We start from the raw sequence: 16,985 nt of genomic DNA, 5'->3' as shown, positions 1-16,985 counted from the left end.
AAGGCGTTTATTTCCTCAAGGATAACAGAGAAATAAGAAATATCAATATGGTCAGTAGTTAGGTGATTTATTCTAACGATACTGTCCTAAAAAAGTTTGTCATTCTTATTCAGAACGTAATTTTATGGGGTAATACTTTTTTCTGAAAAAAACACTTTCGCCTAATAGATACAATTCTTTACCTTACTTTGCCAGAATAATCATTTTCTTTGCCAATGTAGCTTCGGTCGAGTTACCCGAACGGATTACGGCACGATAGAGATAGATTCCCGGCCGCAGGCGTGTACCGTTGCTGCTCGTCAAATCCCATGTTACGGTGTAGGCTTTGGACAAGTCGGACGAGCCGATCTCCTGATGTTTCCAGTACAGGCGTCCGCTCAGATCGTACACGTAAATGGTGGCGTCAATCTTCGATTCGGGGCGATTATGATAGAGGTAGAACGTTACTTTTTCGCGTGCGGGCACGGGGCCGGCCGTCAGTCCGGAAAGGAGCGGTTTCAGTCCTTTGACGACATTGAACGTAAAGGTCTTCGTCGTAGAGTTGTTGAAAATATCCCAGACTTTAAATTCGGCCGTATGCTTTCCTTCGGGTAGCGCCGGGATCGGGAATTTGATAATCCCTTCGCCCTCGCTGCCGGCCACATTCGTATAGTAGCTGTTGAGGTTATAGCTGAGCAACGGACTGTTGTCGATCGTCAGCATGATATCGTGCCCGATACTGCTGCCGGTGATGTTGATCCCGCTTTTGTCCCATACCTTAGCTACGAACAGAGGCGTTTCGTTCGTGTCGTGTCCGTCCGTCCAAGTGCTGTCGTTCAGGTATAACATGCGGATTTCCGGCTTGACGGTATCTCTTTCGGTTTGATTGGCCGTACCGCCGACCGTGTACTTCAGGAAGGAACCGTTCGCTTCGAGGGCATTCGTTTCGTCATAGGCGTAAAGACTCATTTTTCCGGAACCATTTGTATAGGAGATATCGGCAGGCACGATAAACGAAAACGTGAACTTACCGTTTTCAACGATCGCATTCCCTTTATAGATCGTATTCGGATAGTCCTTATAACTGAATTTGTTTCCTTTTCTGTTGTTATCGAGAGTCGTAATTTCTTGTTGGCTGTCGAGTACTACGGCCGTCATTTGGCCATTGAAATTCGTCAGGATGGAGCCGTCCGCACCTATCACTTCTCCGGTCACGGTTACCCGGTCTAACGCTTTAAAGTTGACCGATGTATCGGATATGGGTTTTCCGTTGATTTCGGTTACATGCATTCCGTATTCCGGATAGGCGAGCGCAAGGGCCGGGTCGCCAATTAAGACAAAGCAGCGGTTGTAATAGCTCGGATATCCGTTTTTTGTTATTTTTAATATATCGCCTAATGTCATCCGGCGTCCCTTATTCTTTTTGAACAAGTTCGATATTAATAATTTATTAATTGTAAAATTAGGCTTATCGTATGCTACGCGAGAAGTGGTGATTAGTGCAATCCCACCGCTTTTTTCGGTCAGGAAGACATCTTCACCGGCCGATGTTGTGGTATGATCGAACGGTGTAAAATCGCACGAAGCGGTAATCCACAAGGGTAGATGCGGATACGTATATTGCCGGATCATGCTTTGTGTAATCACGTGCTCGTCGCTTAACGATTCGGCATTCCCGTGCCCCGTATAGTTAATCAGCATTACCCCCTGCCGTTGCAATTTTTGAATGTTCTTTTCCACATCGGGGTATGATCCGCTACTGCCTAAACTCGATTTTTTAAAAGCATCAAAAAACAGTTTGTTCGTGATATATTCCGGGTGATTCTCTTCTATCTTCTTTGCTAAATCGTTGGAATCATCCATGTGCTCTTTTGTATATCCATCATTCGGATTCCCATCGTCAGCGATAAAGCAGAGCTGGTTTTTCCAACTGCCGTAAGCCGGGGTTTCGATATAACGAATCACTTTATCTACGACGGCTTTTGCCTGATTCACGGTGCGTACCGGAAAACGCCCAATCCCCAAATCGACATAACTTCCACCAATATCTCTTCCGCTGCTATCACGCAAAAAACCGAAATAGTCGTCGGTAACATACGTCTCTTGGTGAGAGCTACCATAATTTCCTCCCAACGAAAATTGTGTCTGGAACGTAAGCAGGAAATTGGTCATATCAATTGACTTCCACGCTGTGGAGAGTTGGCGGTTATCGTGTGCTCCGTCTCCGAAGAGCAGCAGATACTTCGGTGCGTCGGCCTCCGAGGTGCGTCGATCGTAAAACATTTTCATAAAACGACGGATCGCCGTGGCATCGGGTGTACCGCTTGAAAATTCGTTGTACACCTGCTCCGGGGTGACGATGGTTACACTGATGCTGTCGCGCTTACGGCGATGAGCTGCGGCCAGTCGTTCCGCCTCGGCAACGAAGGCCGGTGGGGCGAGAATGACCATATCCGTTTGCGGAAGGGCGTGCAGGTCTTGTGTTGTCACTTCACCGACCGTTTCGGGCTTGGGGAATGATTTGGAGAGGTCGACGAGTACGAACTCGCGCAATGTCGTACGGCTTGCCGGAATGGAGAACGATAACTCGGAGCCGTTGAGGGAGGCTTCCATCCGTGTGACCTTTACGCCGTCCGTCACGTCAAATACGGCCATATCGGACGTGGCGTTCCGAATAATGAATTGCGATGCTTCCTGCATCGACTGCACATCGCGAAAGAACGTATAAGCGCCGTAGGGTTGGAGCGTCCGCCGGGCTTGCAGACGGATATAGTCCAGAAAGCTCGGTGCGGAAGGTTTATTGTATGTTACGGCTACTTTCGGGTTTTCATTTTTGGAACCTTTCCATAAGGCTATGTCTATAAAATCAAGTGCTTTTGTATATATCCTATTGTTATGAGGAATGATTCCTTTGAGCAGTTGCTGCCCGTCGATGGAGAGCGTGACCGTTCCATCACCTGTAACCCCTGTATAGGCTACGAAGCGGAGGGTCACTTTGCCGTCGTCGCCGGTGATACCCGGCATGGAGAACGGGAAGTTTTGAGACAGTATGCTGGTGAAACTCTCGCCGAACAGTTCTCGGCCGGAGCCGGTCTGCCCGTCTTTTTGCAAGAATTCCCGATCTACTTCGTGCAGCAGATGTTCGTCGAAAGTCGTTACTTTGCGTGAAGGATTTCCTTGAGAAGAGGTCGTGCCCATGTCGTTCGTCTCTGTTGCGTCGGTCACGAAATAGTAGCCGTGCATCGCATACGGGTTATTTTCGTGAACGAACACGGATTGACGGCTGTCGTAGCTCCACTTTATCGGCCCGCGCCCGTAGAAGAGGATATAATCTGCCCCGCGATAAATGGCTGTTGCGGGAACATCATCTATATATGGATTAGAAAAATCTTCGTCGAGCATCCAGCCTCCGTAGCCATGTACCGATACTTTCGACGGATCGGAAAACCCCATGGCTTTCAGGTCTGAATGAGTCAGTTTATAGATACCGTCGTCGTTAACGCGGATTTTCACCCATCTTCCTTTCGACAGGACGGAACTTGTTGCATACAGACTTCGATCTGCCCGTACAAGATTGCAAGCTAATAAAACGGCGCATAAAACAGCTATTGTTCGCCTCATATTTTTTTCTTCCTCTTTATTTTAACGTACATAAAAGTCGAGCACCTTCCGGTTCCCGAGGAAGCCTTCCAGATGGTCGCCGATCTGTACCGGTCCAACCCCGGCGGGGGTGCCCGTATAGATCAGATCGCCCATGCGCAGGGTAAAAAAGCGGCTTACATATGCTACGATCCGGTCGACCGGAAAAAGCATGCTGCACGTGTTGGCTTGCTGAACCGTCTGTCCGTTCTTGTCGAGTCGGAAAGCCAGTTGCTGAATGTCGCCCAGTGTGTTGAGAGGGACGAATTCACCGACTGCCGCCGACTGGTCGAAGGCTTTGCTAAGTTCCCACGGAAGCCCTTTGTCGCGTAATTCCCGTTGCCGGTCGCGTGCGGTAAAGTCTATACCTACCGTCACTTCGTCGTAGTAGCGCGGAGCAAACCGTTCGTCGATGTTTTTACCCAGCCGGCAGATTTTTATGACGATTTCCGTCTCGTAATGGACTTCGTCCGAAAAGTCGGGGATGAAGAACGGTTTTCCGTCTTTCAGCACCGAGTCGGCTTTCATAAAAATCACAGGCTCCGATAAATCTAACGAATGATGCAGTTCTTTATTGTGGGCGGCATAATTCATCCCGACGGCAAAAACTTTCATCTGTTCAAGGATTAAGTGAGTTCAGGCGGTTGAACATCACCGCCAAATGAGCGTAAATAGAGGTGTTCTGTACGACGACGTTTTCCGGCACCCGGATTCGGAACGGCGTAAAATTCCACAAAGCGCGGATGCCTCCGGTCAAGATTCGGTCGGTAACCTGCTGTGCCGTTTCGACGGGTACTGTGATGATGGCGATCGTCGCGTCGTATTCTTTCTGTTTGGCCTCAAAATCATCGATGTGGAACACGGGGATCCCGTCGATAGACGTACCGACAATATTAGGACGTACGTCGAAGCCCGCCACGATATCCATCCCGTATTGATTGAGTCCCGAGTCGCGCATCAGGGCAGCACCCAGCCGTCCGACTCCGAAGAGGAAGGCCTTATGTTGACGTGTAAAGCCGAGGAAGTTTTCGAGAATATCGATTAGCGCATCGATTTCGTAACCGACGCGCGTTTTCCCCGAAATGTTCACAAACGAGAGGTCTTTCGCTACCTGGCTGGGGTCGACGCCTATTTCCTTGCCGATCTGGGTCGATGAGACAGATACCTCACCACACCCTCTCAGCAGTTTAAGGAACGCAAGATACCACGGTAGTCTGCGTAACGTCGGTTCCGGCACTCTTCCGGCATGTTTTTGTTCGTCTCCTGTCATCCCTGTTTGTACTCCCAATGGTTTTTAAGCGGGTTGGAGTACATTTCCAGCATCTTGGTACGCAGAAACGTTTCGTCCTTGTCCGGAATATCGATTTTATTCAATTGCTGTTGCAAATATGCTTCGAAACGCATTTTATCACGCCGGTCGTAATGATCGCGAAAACGCATCGTCCGGTACAGCATATCGTAAGCCACGTGGTTGCAGGGGTAAAAGCGGTAATGGGCATAGATATCGCGGTCGATGGCTTGTGCGGCCTTTGCAATCAGTTCGTTACGCCCCATTTCACGGTCGAAACTCTTCAGTGTCCCGTTCAACGGTGTACCGATGGTGAAATGAACGCGTCCTTTGTCTCCCAGAATGCCGGTTTCCATGTTCAGCAAGTCATCGCGTTTGCTTTTTACATAATCCGGATGATCCCGCTTTAACTGAAATTCTTGTGCCTTAAGGTAATCACATGGGTCATACTCGTACGAAATGGCGATGGGTACGATGTTTAGCGCCATGAGATTCGTCAGCAGATCATCGCTTTCACCGGCCATGCAGAGCATCTTCAGGACGCTGCTTTGGGTGCGGTCGTCCGAGTCTTTCGCCCGTCCTTCGCGTTGTGCGATCCAGATGGATTCTTTTGTGACTTCGAGGGTATGGCGGATATAGGCGGATAATTTCCGGCTGTTTTCGAGTACCTGACGCACCGGTACATTCCGTTTGACGATAAAACTGTTGTTCAGACGTACGACTGTGTCGATCCACGGATGAATAAGCAAGTTATCACCGATGGCGATTTGTGTCATGTCGTATCCGATTTCGTAGAGCAACCCGTTGAGAAAGGCAGCGTCGAGTACGATATCGCGGTGATTGGAAATAAAGGTACACGGAGTTTTTTGAGCCAGCCGGCTGCGTCCCGAGATAGTCAATGAAAAAGTGCTGAATCGGGCTACATCCATCACGGCATTGTAGCCAATCGTAGATTTGAATTGCGCTTTCGTTTTGCATGATCGCATGGTGGCCACGAATGTCTCCCAGTCCAACTCCGGTTTGATGAAACGTAATGCACGCTGCAATCCTTCGGACGATACCAGCGTTTCGATCGCTTGCTCCACTTCGTTGTCATTCAGCGGGCGTATGTCGTCAAAATTATACAAGTGTTCTTTTTTGTCCATGTTTTTTCCGAGATTCACCTAATAAATTTACAACTAAAATGCTACGACGATTGTTCAAATCCTCTTTTTGTTATTGGCTTTAATTCGTTCTCAATGATTTCGGTCATCACGTCGGAAATGTTTAATCCGGCAGCGCGTACTTGCTGGGGAATAAAGCTGGTAGACGTCATTCCGGGGGTCGTATTGATTTCGAGCATGACGGGTTTTCCGTCCGAGGGGATGATAAAATCGGCACGGATGATACCTTTTGCTCCGACGAGGTCGTAGATTCGTAGGGTTTCCTTGCGGATCGAATCGGCGATCTCGTCAGGGATACGTGCGGGCGTGATTTCCTGCACTTCACCATTGTATTTGGCTCCGTAATCGAAAAATTCGTTGTCTGTAACGACTTCGGTCAGAGGGAAAACAACTTCTTTGTCGACGGTTTTATAGCATCCGCAAGTCACTTCGATGCCCGGCACGAATCGCTCGATAATGACTTCGTCTCCTTCGCCAAAAGCCTCTCGAATAGCATCCTGCATGCGTCCGGGTTCTTTGACTTTCGTTGTGCCGAGGCTGCTTCCGCCATCATTGGGTTTTACAAAGACCGGCAGTCCGAGCTGCTCTACTATGGTTTCCGTCGGTAAGGTTTGTCCGCGGCGAATCCGAAGAGCGTCGGGGACCCTCACACCTTGTCCTTTCAGAAACTGTGTACACGTATATTTATTGAATGTCAGTGCGCTGGCTAGTGCTCCGCACGAAGAATAAGGGATTTGCAGCATGTCGAAATAGCCTTGCAGCCGTCCGTCTTCGCCGGGCGTACCATGTACCGTAATATAGGCAAAGTCGAAGGTTACGGTTTTTCCTTTGTGGCTAAAACTGAAATTGTTGCGGTCGATCGGCTGCATAGATCCGTCAGGGAGTCTGACGCTCCATTCGTTGCGTGTTAAGAGTACGTGATATACGTCGTACTTTGTTTGATCGATGAATTGATCCAGCCCCTGGGCGCTTCTGAGCGAAACGTCGTATTCACGGGAATAGCCTCCGGCTACGATGGCAATAATCTTCTTCATGTTCTACAATTCTTTCTTTATCCGTAAGTTGAGCTGTAAATTCTCCATTTCTCCGTCAATTGTCGCATATCGTCCGGAAGTTCGGCCTCGAAAAACATCTCTTTCCCGGTCGAAGGGTGTATGAATCCGAGCGTTTGGGCATGCAGCGCCTGACGCGGGCAAACGGAGAAACAGTTCTGAATGAACTGTTTGTATCGTGAGAAATGTTGTCCTTTCAATATCTGATCTCCGCCATAACGCGCGTCGTTGAAGACCGGATAGCCGAGATATTTCATGTGCACGCGAATCTGGTGGGTACGTCCCGTTTCGAGTTGGCATTCCACCAAGCTGACGTAGCCCAGCCGTTCGAGTACGCGATAGTGCGTGACGGCCGGCTTACCCTGCTCGCCATCGGGGAAGACGCACATCTTCAGCCGGTCGCGCACATCACGACCGATATTTCCTTCGATGCGTCCTTCGTCGTCTTTCAGGATACCCCATGTGAGAGCGACGTATTTACGTTGGGTGGTCTTGTTGAAAAACTGCCGTCCGAGGTCCGTCTTGGCTTCCGGCTTTTTAGCGATGACCAACAGTCCGGAAGTATCTTTATCAATGCGATGTACAAGTCCCAGCCGCGGATCGGACGGGTTGTAGTGCGGATGGTCTTTGAGATGAAAAGCCAGCGCATTTACAAGGGTGCCCGTATAGTTCCCGTGTCCGGGATGTACCACCAGCCCGGCGGGTTTATTTACGATGAGTAGGTCTTCGTCTTCGTAGATGATATCAAGCGGAATATTTTCCGGCACGATTTCCGTTTCATGGCGCGGATACGACATGACGATAGAGATGACGTCCGAAGGCTTGACACGGTAGTTGCTTTTGACGGGCTGTCCGTCGATGAGGATACACCCGGCCTCGGCGGCTTGTTGGATGCGGTTGCGGCTCGTATGTGGCAGACGGTCGGTCAGAAATTTGTCGATGCGGATCAGCGTCTGATTTTTATCGGCTACAAAACGAAAATGTTCGTATGCCTGTGATCCTTCGAACTCGTCTTCGGGTTCAAAAAATGCATCTGTCTGTTCGTCATCCGGTATTCCCCAATCGTCCATTTTAAAACCATTTTTCGTTTTCCGACGATGTGGCTGTTGTTTCTTCCGTATGAGGACGCGAAGGATCTGGAGACGTATTGATTGAATCACCCGATGCTGCGTTGGGAGCTGAGCCTCCATCACTGACCTTCAGTACAAGCTGAGCAGCTACGGGTACTCGTTCGCCGGGCTTCAAAGAATTGCCTCGCAGTTCGACACCAAGTGCCAAATCGCGGTAACGTCCCGGCACGTATAAAATATCAACAGAAGTGAATCCTTTCGATTGTAGCAAGGCATAAGCTTGACGGAAAGAGAGATCTGCCACATCGGGTACAGGTGCCGTTTGGACCGTCCGGGCATTCAACGTCACGAAGATGATGCGTCCTTCTTTCACTTTCGATCCGGCACCGGGTACCATCTCGTAAATGGCACCGGGGGAAACGTCTTTCGTATAGACAGAGTCAATCACCGTATAGCGCAAATCGTTGTTCTCGAAGAATGTGGATGCTTCTTCAAGTTGCAATCCTTTCACATCCGGTACAACGATAGCTTGGTTATGAAGCGTATAACCTCTCAACGCCTGCAACGTAATAGCTGATAGAAGGCAAAGTACTCCCCCGATTAAAAGCACATGCAAAACAATCGGCATGCGCATGAACTGTTCGCGTATGTTCTTGAAATCTATTTGCATCTTGGCAGGCAAAAGTAGGCAAAAACGAGCATATGCACAAAAAAAGAAAGTAAAAGTTTCGTTCCGGAAACTTTTACCTTCTCTGGTCAATGCGTTTAAACGAATCGTTTATCAAAACTTCGGATATTCGTCCGAAACGGTCAGTCTTTTCCGTCCTTTAGCCCGACGCGAAGCCAACACACGGCGTCCGTTAGCCGTCGACATTCTCAGACGAAATCCGTGTTTATTCTTTCTCTTACGGTTCGAAGGTTGAAATGTTCTTTTCATCTTACTATCTTATTTTTATGTTATTATTGTCGTGAATCGGGCTGCAAAGATAAACGATTTTTTTTATCGAAGCAAATAGTCCAACGCTTTTTTTCTCTATCTCCGTTTTGTTCTTTTTCTTTGTTCGATGGCCAAGGTATGGCGAGATGTCTTGCAAAAATTAATTTGAACATTCCGGAAAATCATCTACCTTTGTACGCTTAAAAAAAATATAACCGTTTACATTTCAATTGAAAATAGATGATAAGAAGCATCATGGGAAGAAGTCCCAAGAGACTTTGTCAAATCATAACAGCGATAGGAATGGGTATCGCAACCACTGCAAGCGCACAGATAAGTGAGGGGGGAACTCCGCCGAGTTTTCGCTATCAGACGACATTGCGCAGTAAGGAGGCTGTGACGGATATTCCCGTCACATTCAGTGTAGAGGATATGAAGCAGGTCGATCGCTGGCAGGAAAGCGAAGGATTGGCGCCTCTATGTGTTTCGACACTGATTGAGGTTACCCTGAACCCCGAAAATTCAGGGAAGTGGAGCATCTTGCCCGATGGTCAGGAGATCTGGCAACTGGAATTGAGGGCCGACGGTGCGATTGCGCTGATGCTTTATTATTCCGATTTTTACATCCCTGAGGGCGGAAAACTCTTTCTCTATAACGCGGAAAAGACTCAAATCCTCGGTGCTTATACACATGCGACGCATCCGTCCGGAGGGCGCTTTGCGACCGAGTTTGTGGCGGGTGATGTTGTGACGCTGGAGTACGTTAAGAGTCCTGAGGGGCAGATGCCCCGTATCGAGATCGAAGCCGTCGGTTACGGGTATAATCATTTGTCCGTACCGGAGCAGGGAGGCGTGCAGTTACGGCGTGGAGCGAAATCTTCCGGTCCGTGTGAGGTCAATATTAATTGCGAAGAGGGGGACGCATGGCAAAACCAAAAGAAAGGGGTCTGCCATACGGTACAACGCATCGGCACGAAAAGCTATATCTGTACCGGCTCATTGGTCAATAATACGGCGCAAGACCTGAAACCGTATGTCTTGACGGCCATGCACTGCTCCACCGAAAAAAATACGGTGGCCTCTGATGAAGACCTGAAGCAGTGGGTTTTTTATTTCCACTTGGAGCAGAGCGGTTGCAGTACAAGTTCGCCTGCCGTCGGATCTAAGACGCTGACAGGCTGCAAACGCATGGCCTATACGCTTACGAACGGACAGTCCGACGGCTTGTTGTTACTCCTTAATACTCCTGTTCCGGAAAATTATAACGTTTACTATAACGGATGGGATCGGAGCAATCAGCCTCCCCGGTCCGGCGTCTGTATCCATCACCCGAGAGGAGATTATAAAAAGATTTCGACGTATAGCAAGCCGGGCACACACAACACGTTCGTTTCGGACAATGATCTCAAAGGTGATAGGCATGCGCATTGGAACGTGACTTTTATGAAGACGCGCAACGGGCATGGCGTGACGGAAGACGGATCATCAGGTTCGCCTTTGTTTAACACGGACAAACTGATTGTCGGGACGCTGACGGGTGGAAGTTCAACGTGTGCCAAACCGGAAGGTTTGAACCTGTACGGTAAGATGAGTTACCACTGGAATAAATATACGGATCAGCCACATTCTCACATGGATCAGTTTTTAGACCCGAAAAAAAGCGGTGTCGAAGTATTAGAAGGACGTTATCACACGTTGCTGATGCCGCCTTCGAATCTTCGTTCGACGTATCAGACCGGAACAGTGGCACTGGCATGGGACGCGCCCTCGTCGGGTATTCCTCAAGGGTACCGCGTCTATCGGAACAATACGAAGATAGAGGAAACGAATGCCCGCTCATATATTGATCGATCGCCGCCGGCCGGAACGGTGATGTATGCCGTGACTGCAGTGTATGCCAACGGCAATGAGTCTTCAGCCATCACTTCTTCCCTTGCTTTGAGCGAATATAAGGCGCCGGAGCATGTGAAAGTAACACGAACGTCGGCCGGAAAAGCGGCTGTCGTGTGGGATATGCCCGTCTACGAACAAACGATGTATTGGGGTGGGGAAAACTCAAAATATGAGGTCAATATGAATAATGAAGGTGAAACGAGGCCTTTCTATTTCGGACAGGCATGGACGACGGACGAAATCATGCCTCTACACCTGAAAACGATTACGGCGGTGAAGTTTATTCCGATTCAGAATAACACATACGAAATTTATATCGTACAGGGAAACCGCAGTTATCGACAGAAAATTGTGGATGTAACGTACCGCAGGACGAACACCATCAAGCTGACGACTCCTTTCGTTATCAACGGGACACAACCGCTGACTGTGGCAATTTACGTATCGGAGCTGTCAGCCAGCAGTACGAATTATCCTGCCGTATGCGACCAAGGCCCGGCCATCGACGGGAAAGGAGATCTCTACTCTTACGACGGTAAGACGTGGAAAACGCTCCATAGCGGCCTTGATGCGCATAAATTTAATTTCAACTTTTTCATTGCTGCCGTTGTCAGTTCCAAGAGTGGCGAGTTGCCCACCACATACTCATCCGAAGTATCAATGCCGCAGCTGTTTTCGACTTCTTCTACGGAGACGGTTCGCGTTCGCAAAGCGCAAATTGCAGATATCAAGCTTGATACGGTGTTGATGCGTAGCCTGCAACCGTATGCTTTTCCTCAGGTTACCGGATACCATATCTACCGTGATAAGGTGAAGATCGCCACAGTATCGGCTGCACCTACCCGTTATATCGATCCGATGACTCATCTCAAACCGGTGTATTATCAGGTTTCGGCATTGTACGGAAATGCGGAGAGCGTATGGAGTGAGGCGGTGGAATTTATACCGATGAGCAATGTGCCGGGCGCAGAAGATGTGACGATTTATCCTACGGTATTTACCGAACAGTTGCACTTGAAAGGCGCCGAAAGGGTCAAGCGTATCGAGTTTTATACCGTTGACGGCCGGCTGCGTTTACAGGCAGATCGTCCCGGCGGGGTAATCGATACTCACTCGCTACCTTCGGGGATGTACCTGATACGCATTTATACGATTGACGGACAGACCGACGTTGCCCGCGGCGTCAGAAAGTAAGTTTATTCGCCGAGCGGAGCAAAGTAACGAAACCGGTAGCCGGGCATCCGATCCGGATGAAAGATGGCAATCAGTTCGGCCAGAAGGTAGTCGGGATGCATCGGCACTTGTTCGTAATAAAGCGATGAGTTTGTGTTACATCCATAAATACGGCGTTCGCGGAAAGCGTCGAACCGATTGTAAGGGCTGTATTCGGACTGCAAATCGGCGTAGGTCATGGCTGTAGGCTTATTGTAATGGATCAGCCAGAAATCGGCATGGATTGCACGGTCGAGTACGGTTTCAAATGAAAGCGGGGAGCTGCCGGTGCCGGGCAGGTCGCGAAAGATGTAATCGGCGCCGGCATCGCGAAAGATATGCGCCATGTAGCTCTCTCCGGCCGGGACATGCCATGGTGTGCCGAACTTCATGCCCGTCAACAACGTCGGACGGTGGGTAACATCTTCAGCCAGCGATTTTATGCGCAGGTAGTTTGTCTCCGTCTCGCGGAACAGAGAGTCGGCGCGCGCAGCACGTCCGGTCAGCAATCCGAGGAATTTAATCCATTCCGCACGTCCGAGCGGGTCGGCTTCCATATAATCCGCACATTCGACAATGGGAATCCCGATCTTTTCGACGGGCCCGTAACTTCCATTCTGAAATGGAGAAGCAAGCACTACTTCGGTACCGATCTCCACCATCTTTTCGATATTGGGGGATGTCGCTTCGCCGAGGTCGATGATTGCCCCGCCTTGCAAACCGTCTCGAACAGTCGGTACATCAATATAGCGCGATTCGCAGACACCGGCAATACGGTCTGAAGCGCCCAGCTCATCGAGGACGGCACAATGTACGGAGGTATAAACGACCATGTTTTTGACCGGCACACGGATGATTGTTCCTTGAGGAAGTCCGTCGGGTTGTTGAGCGTCGCGAGGGATAAGCAGGTAACGTTGCAGCAGACGGCCTTCGTTCCACGGGTCGCGTACTTCGACTTTCGTATAACCGTCGTATGCTGTTATGGTATATCCCGCGGCATACCTTATCGAATCGGCTGAAAGGGCTTTCTCTCCTCCGGCTGCCGAAGAAGAGCTCTGCCCCACGTTACAGCCGGACGTGAGGCAGAGGAATAACCATAATAGGCAGAAGCAAATGCGTATCATTGGTTTTTGTTCTTCAGAAACGATCAGTTAAAGAAGACGGCATGGTTCGGATTTATACCGCCCGATTCAAACTGCTCGATAAATTTGCCGTTACGGTCGAAGCGATAGATCGTGCCGTTTTCGGTAAAGCTCGATGTGCCGATATAGATATCGCCGTTATTCGGGTTTACTTCCATCATGTAAACACTCGTTTTTCCTAGTTTTTCCGGCATGTTGGTCAGGAAATTCGTTTTGTTCAGCGTACCTGTCTTTACGTTATAACTGGAGAATGTGTTGGTTGTTTTATATGTTTTCCAGTCCGTATCGCCGTAAACCATATAAAGAATTCCTTTGTGTTCGCAAAGATGGGTAGCGTTTGCAATCGTTGTAACCATTCCTTTGGCTACATCGACTTTCTGTACCGGATATGTGTAGTTCGGATATGTACCGCCATTGCCCTGAACAAAAATTTGTCCTTCGGATTCAAGTACTCTTTGAGGATTTTTAGCTACAATAATGGTTTTCGATACAGCGAACGCTTTTTTGTCGATAACGGTCATGGTAGAATCTTGGCCCCATCCGGAATTTACGACATAGAGATACCCGTTGTCTTTAGCAATACCTTCGGGATTTCTTCCGACTTCAACATACCCTTCTATGTCCAATGTTGTTGCATCGATTTTAGCCATCTTTCCGCTATACAGCGTCACGTAAATTTTTCCGTTATCCGCTACTAACTGGCGCGGTGCACCGTCGCTTTTAGAAAAGGCCACACGCTTTTCCTCAACACCTGCGGAGTTAAGCTTCAGTAATACTTGAGAACCATGAAGGGACACATACATATGATTCTTATAAAGAATGATATCCTGTCCCGTATCGCCGAGTCCTTTTTTGTTCTGTTTCATAAAAATATCGGCAACGAAATCGGCATCTTTATTCGGTGCGTAAAAAGCCATACCGGCGTTGTTGTTTCCCATTTTTCCTTCATTCAGGATAAACACACGCGTTTTGGGAAGGGTCAAGGTTGATCCGGTGTCGATCAAGGAATCACCTTCGTCGTTATCACATGAGGTAAACGAAAGGCCGATGGCCAACATACAGCATACGCTGAATAATAAACTTCTGATTTTTAAATTTCTTCTTTCCATACTTTTCTTTATTTATGGGGTTAATAAAATATTGGTTATAATTTGATTGAAACCGTTGCCCTGAATGATCGTCCGGGCATCGGATAATATTTAATGATGTCGTACTGTTCATTCGTAAAGTTCACGCATTCGGCCTGCACCCGCATTTCACACGAGCGCAGGTGGAAAAGGCGCGAGACGGCGAGCGTATGTTCCGCGTATCCGTTGATGCGGTTTACGGGGATATTTTGCTTCAGGTAATACCGTTTACCTACGGCTACGAGCGTGTAGGCAACATTTGCCCACGGCGTTTCGAAAGTCACGGCCCCACTGCCCGAATGACGTGGCGTATAGGGTATCTGCTGGTTATAATTCTTTGCCTCCGGGTCCGTTCGGTCGATGGCACGCTGATACGTGTAGCTCCCGTTGAGGGTAAGCCGGATCTTGTCGGTGACGGGGGCACCGGCCGACGCGTTGATATCTAATCCCGTGATTTTAACTTCTCCGAAGTTCGCCATCTTCCATACATAGGTCGAAGGGAAAGCGACGATTTTATCATGGACTTCGTTGTAATAGCCGTCGACGGTCAGACTGAGATGGTCGAGAAAGCGCAGGGGTGTTCCGTTCCATGTAAGTCCGATGTTGTATTCGTCGGCGAGTTCGGGACGCAAGCCCGTATTTCCGAGTCGCAGGTAGTACAAATCGTTGAATGTGGGCACACGAAACGTCTTTTTATACAGGGCACGAATATAGAAATGGTGCGTAGCAAACGGTCGGCAGGTGAGCGATAGCGAAGGAGTCAGCCTTTTGCGGTCATCCGGCCGGTCTCCGCGTTCCACTTCTTCGGTGACGAACGTATAAAGCAACGTCCCGTTTACGGTCAGTGCCCCTCGGTGGAAATGCGCGCGCAGAGCCGTCAGCGAAGTGTAGCGCACGGGCGATGGATTGTCGTTGATGTTATTGTTCAGCGTATTGATTGCCCCATCCTCTGCCAGAGAGAATCGGAGATGGTCCGTGGCATTGAACTGGGCCGTAGCCGAGGCATAATATTCGTTCTGCGTATTCAAATCGATCTGCTTTCCGTTTTCATATTTAACATCCGTATCTTCGTATTTGTTCCAAGAGTAGGTATATTTAAGTTGTGCCTGCATCGACCATTGGTCGGAGAAATGATTTTTGTACGACGCTTGTGTGAAAAAGTTTTCGTCCCACAGCCGTTCGCGGTTATCATTATTATAAAGGATTACTCCTCCGGGCAGACCGCGTTCGGAGTTGAAGTAATATGCTTTGATGTTCAGATCGGAGGTGTTGCTAAAAGAATGGAAAACATTCGCCTCACTGTGCCATGCGACGATATCGGAATTATATCGCTTCTCACGCGTCCTTAAGGCTCCGTTCTTGAGGATAAACGGATAGGTGCCGTCCGCTCTCAGGAAATGACCGTCGATGGAAACGATGGTCTGTTCGCTGGCTTTGAATGCAGCCCGTAGAAACGGTTGGAATTGCCCGAATGAGCCTGTGCGCACGTTGGCCTGTACGCTGTACTTCCGTTTGCCGATAAACCGGGGCATCTCGGTGCGGATGCTTAAGACGGCTGCCGAGGCCGCCATGCGTGCCGATCGGAGCAGGTCTTCCTCCTGTCCGACCGAGAGCGAAAGCATCGAAACGTTATCGAGCGAAAAGCGCCCGATATCGATTTGTCCCGCCTGACAATTGCTGACGGCTACCTCGTCGTAGCTGATGGCTGTGTGATGCGCGCCAAGACTACGGACCGACACCGTTTTCATTCCGCCAATGCCGCCGTAATCACGTACGGTGGTACCGGCAAAGCGTCTTACCGCGTCGGCAATATTCTGCAAACCGAGTGTCTTGATCTTCTCTCCGCTGATGGCCTGTACGGGAACGGTTGCCGTCAACTGTCGGGGCATACGATGAGCCGACACCGTCACCTCGTCGATTCTCCTCTCCGGCATCGTGTCACGCTCCTGAGCGCTTGCCGTGGCGAAAAACAATACGAGCATGAAGATGACACCCGGCATCTTTCTATTTCTCCCGTCGATATACATTACGCAATCTATACTTATGTCAGGCGTTTTGACCCGAAGCGTCTGAGTATCCGATTCCGGCAGGTTTTCCGGCTCGTTCCTCCTTTGGTCGGCTGCCTTCCCGGCCCGTATTGAGCCAGTGGCGGATAGATGTGCCGAGGCGTTAAGAACTTACGGCTACGGGTACAGCTCCGGTCTTTCACCGGATTCCCTTTTACTAACCGGATGCGGAAGCATCGCGGCTACACCGAAATCAGATGCAAAGGTATCATAAAATCGAGAATTATATGCAAAACGAATAAAAATAAAGTAAGAAGAAAACTTTGGGAGTGAAATCCGATAGGCATCGAAAAAAAACGATAAGCGTCGGATTCGAAACAGATGTCTGTCGGAATGTCGTCGGTATGGTATCCTAAAAACCGGGCGAAACCGAGTGACAGTTCGAGGTTAAAAAAGAAAAATGATCTTTTGAAGTTT

General features: G+C 49.1%; 12 protein-coding genes and 1 riboswitch. Of the genes, 1 reads left to right on the top strand and 11 read right to left on the bottom strand.

Annotation, left to right across the window (positions count from 1 at the left end; translation table 11 throughout):
- Window positions 1-183: 183 nt before the first annotated feature.
- The 8 genes from porU to rpmH form a co-directional block, all read right to left on the bottom strand.
- Window positions 184-3,600, bottom strand: a complete 3,417-nt coding sequence (gene porU / locus ACTTKA_RS01160; protein WP_442723655.1) for a type IX secretion system sortase PorU — start codon at window positions 3,598-3,600, stop codon at window positions 184-186.
- Window positions 3,601-3,621: 21 nt separating this feature from the next.
- Complete coding sequence (locus ACTTKA_RS01155) at window positions 3,622-4,233, bottom strand: fumarylacetoacetate hydrolase family protein (protein WP_442723654.1); 612 nt, start codon at window positions 4,231-4,233, stop codon at window positions 3,622-3,624.
- A gap of 4 nt (window positions 4,234-4,237) precedes the next feature.
- Window positions 4,238-4,888, bottom strand: a complete 651-nt coding sequence (locus ACTTKA_RS01150; RefSeq protein ID WP_442723653.1) for a redox-sensing transcriptional repressor Rex — start codon at window positions 4,886-4,888, stop codon at window positions 4,238-4,240.
- Window positions 4,885-6,051, bottom strand: a complete 1,167-nt coding sequence (locus ACTTKA_RS01145) for a 1-acyl-sn-glycerol-3-phosphate acyltransferase (RefSeq protein ID WP_442723652.1) — start codon at window positions 6,049-6,051, stop codon at window positions 4,885-4,887. Before ACTTKA_RS01145 ends, ACTTKA_RS01150 begins: the two co-directional genes overlap by 4 nt.
- Before the next feature lie 41 nt (window positions 6,052-6,092).
- Window positions 6,093-7,103, bottom strand: coding sequence for a D-alanine--D-alanine ligase (locus tag ACTTKA_RS01140; RefSeq protein ID WP_442723651.1), 1,011 nt, complete (start codon window positions 7,101-7,103; stop codon window positions 6,093-6,095).
- Window positions 7,104-7,120: 17 nt separating this feature from the next.
- Complete coding sequence (locus ACTTKA_RS01135; RefSeq protein WP_442723650.1) at window positions 7,121-8,191, bottom strand: RluA family pseudouridine synthase; 1,071 nt, start codon at window positions 8,189-8,191, stop codon at window positions 7,121-7,123.
- Window position 8,192: 1 nt separating this feature from the next.
- Window positions 8,193-8,861: a PASTA domain-containing protein gene (locus ACTTKA_RS01130; protein ID WP_442723649.1), complete on the bottom strand. Its 669-nt coding sequence runs from the start codon at window positions 8,859-8,861 to the stop codon at window positions 8,193-8,195.
- A 111-nt stretch (window positions 8,862-8,972) separates the two neighbouring features.
- A complete protein-coding gene (gene rpmH, locus ACTTKA_RS01125; RefSeq protein WP_014226357.1) occupies window positions 8,973-9,128 on the bottom strand; it encodes a 50S ribosomal protein L34 in 156 nt (51 codons plus the stop codon).
- A 303-nt stretch (window positions 9,129-9,431) separates the two neighbouring features.
- Here rpmH and ACTTKA_RS01120 point away from each other — a divergent pair, with 303 nt between their 5' ends.
- Window positions 9,432-12,215 (top strand): trypsin-like serine protease, encoded by a 2,784-nt coding sequence (locus ACTTKA_RS01120; protein ID WP_442723648.1) that lies wholly within the window; start codon window positions 9,432-9,434, stop codon window positions 12,213-12,215.
- A gap of 2 nt (window positions 12,216-12,217) precedes the next feature.
- Here the strand turns inward: ACTTKA_RS01120 and ACTTKA_RS01115 are convergent, their stop codons facing one another.
- From ACTTKA_RS01115 to ACTTKA_RS01105, 3 genes are read right to left on the bottom strand one after another with little or no spacing between them, the layout of a single operon-like run.
- Window positions 12,218-13,357, bottom strand: a complete 1,140-nt coding sequence (locus ACTTKA_RS01115; RefSeq protein WP_442714313.1) for an ABC transporter substrate-binding protein — start codon at window positions 13,355-13,357, stop codon at window positions 12,218-12,220.
- A gap of 23 nt (window positions 13,358-13,380) precedes the next feature.
- Window positions 13,381-14,484, bottom strand: coding sequence for a YncE family protein (locus tag ACTTKA_RS01110; protein ID WP_442723647.1), 1,104 nt, complete (start codon window positions 14,482-14,484; stop codon window positions 13,381-13,383).
- 35 nt (window positions 14,485-14,519) lie between these two features.
- Window positions 14,520-16,529: a TonB-dependent receptor plug domain-containing protein gene (locus tag ACTTKA_RS01105; RefSeq protein ID WP_442723646.1), complete on the bottom strand. Its 2,010-nt coding sequence runs from the start codon at window positions 16,527-16,529 to the stop codon at window positions 14,520-14,522.
- A gap of 41 nt (window positions 16,530-16,570) precedes the next feature.
- Window positions 16,571-16,775, bottom strand: a riboswitch (cobalamin riboswitch).
- Window positions 16,776-16,985: the final 210 nt, after the last annotated feature.

This window comes from Tannerella sp. (assembly GCF_052170195.1).
Taxonomy (GTDB): domain Bacteria; phylum Bacteroidota; class Bacteroidia; order Bacteroidales; family Tannerellaceae; genus Tannerella.
Note: the sequence above shows the minus strand (reverse complement) of the source record. Positions and strands in the feature narration are given on the sequence as shown.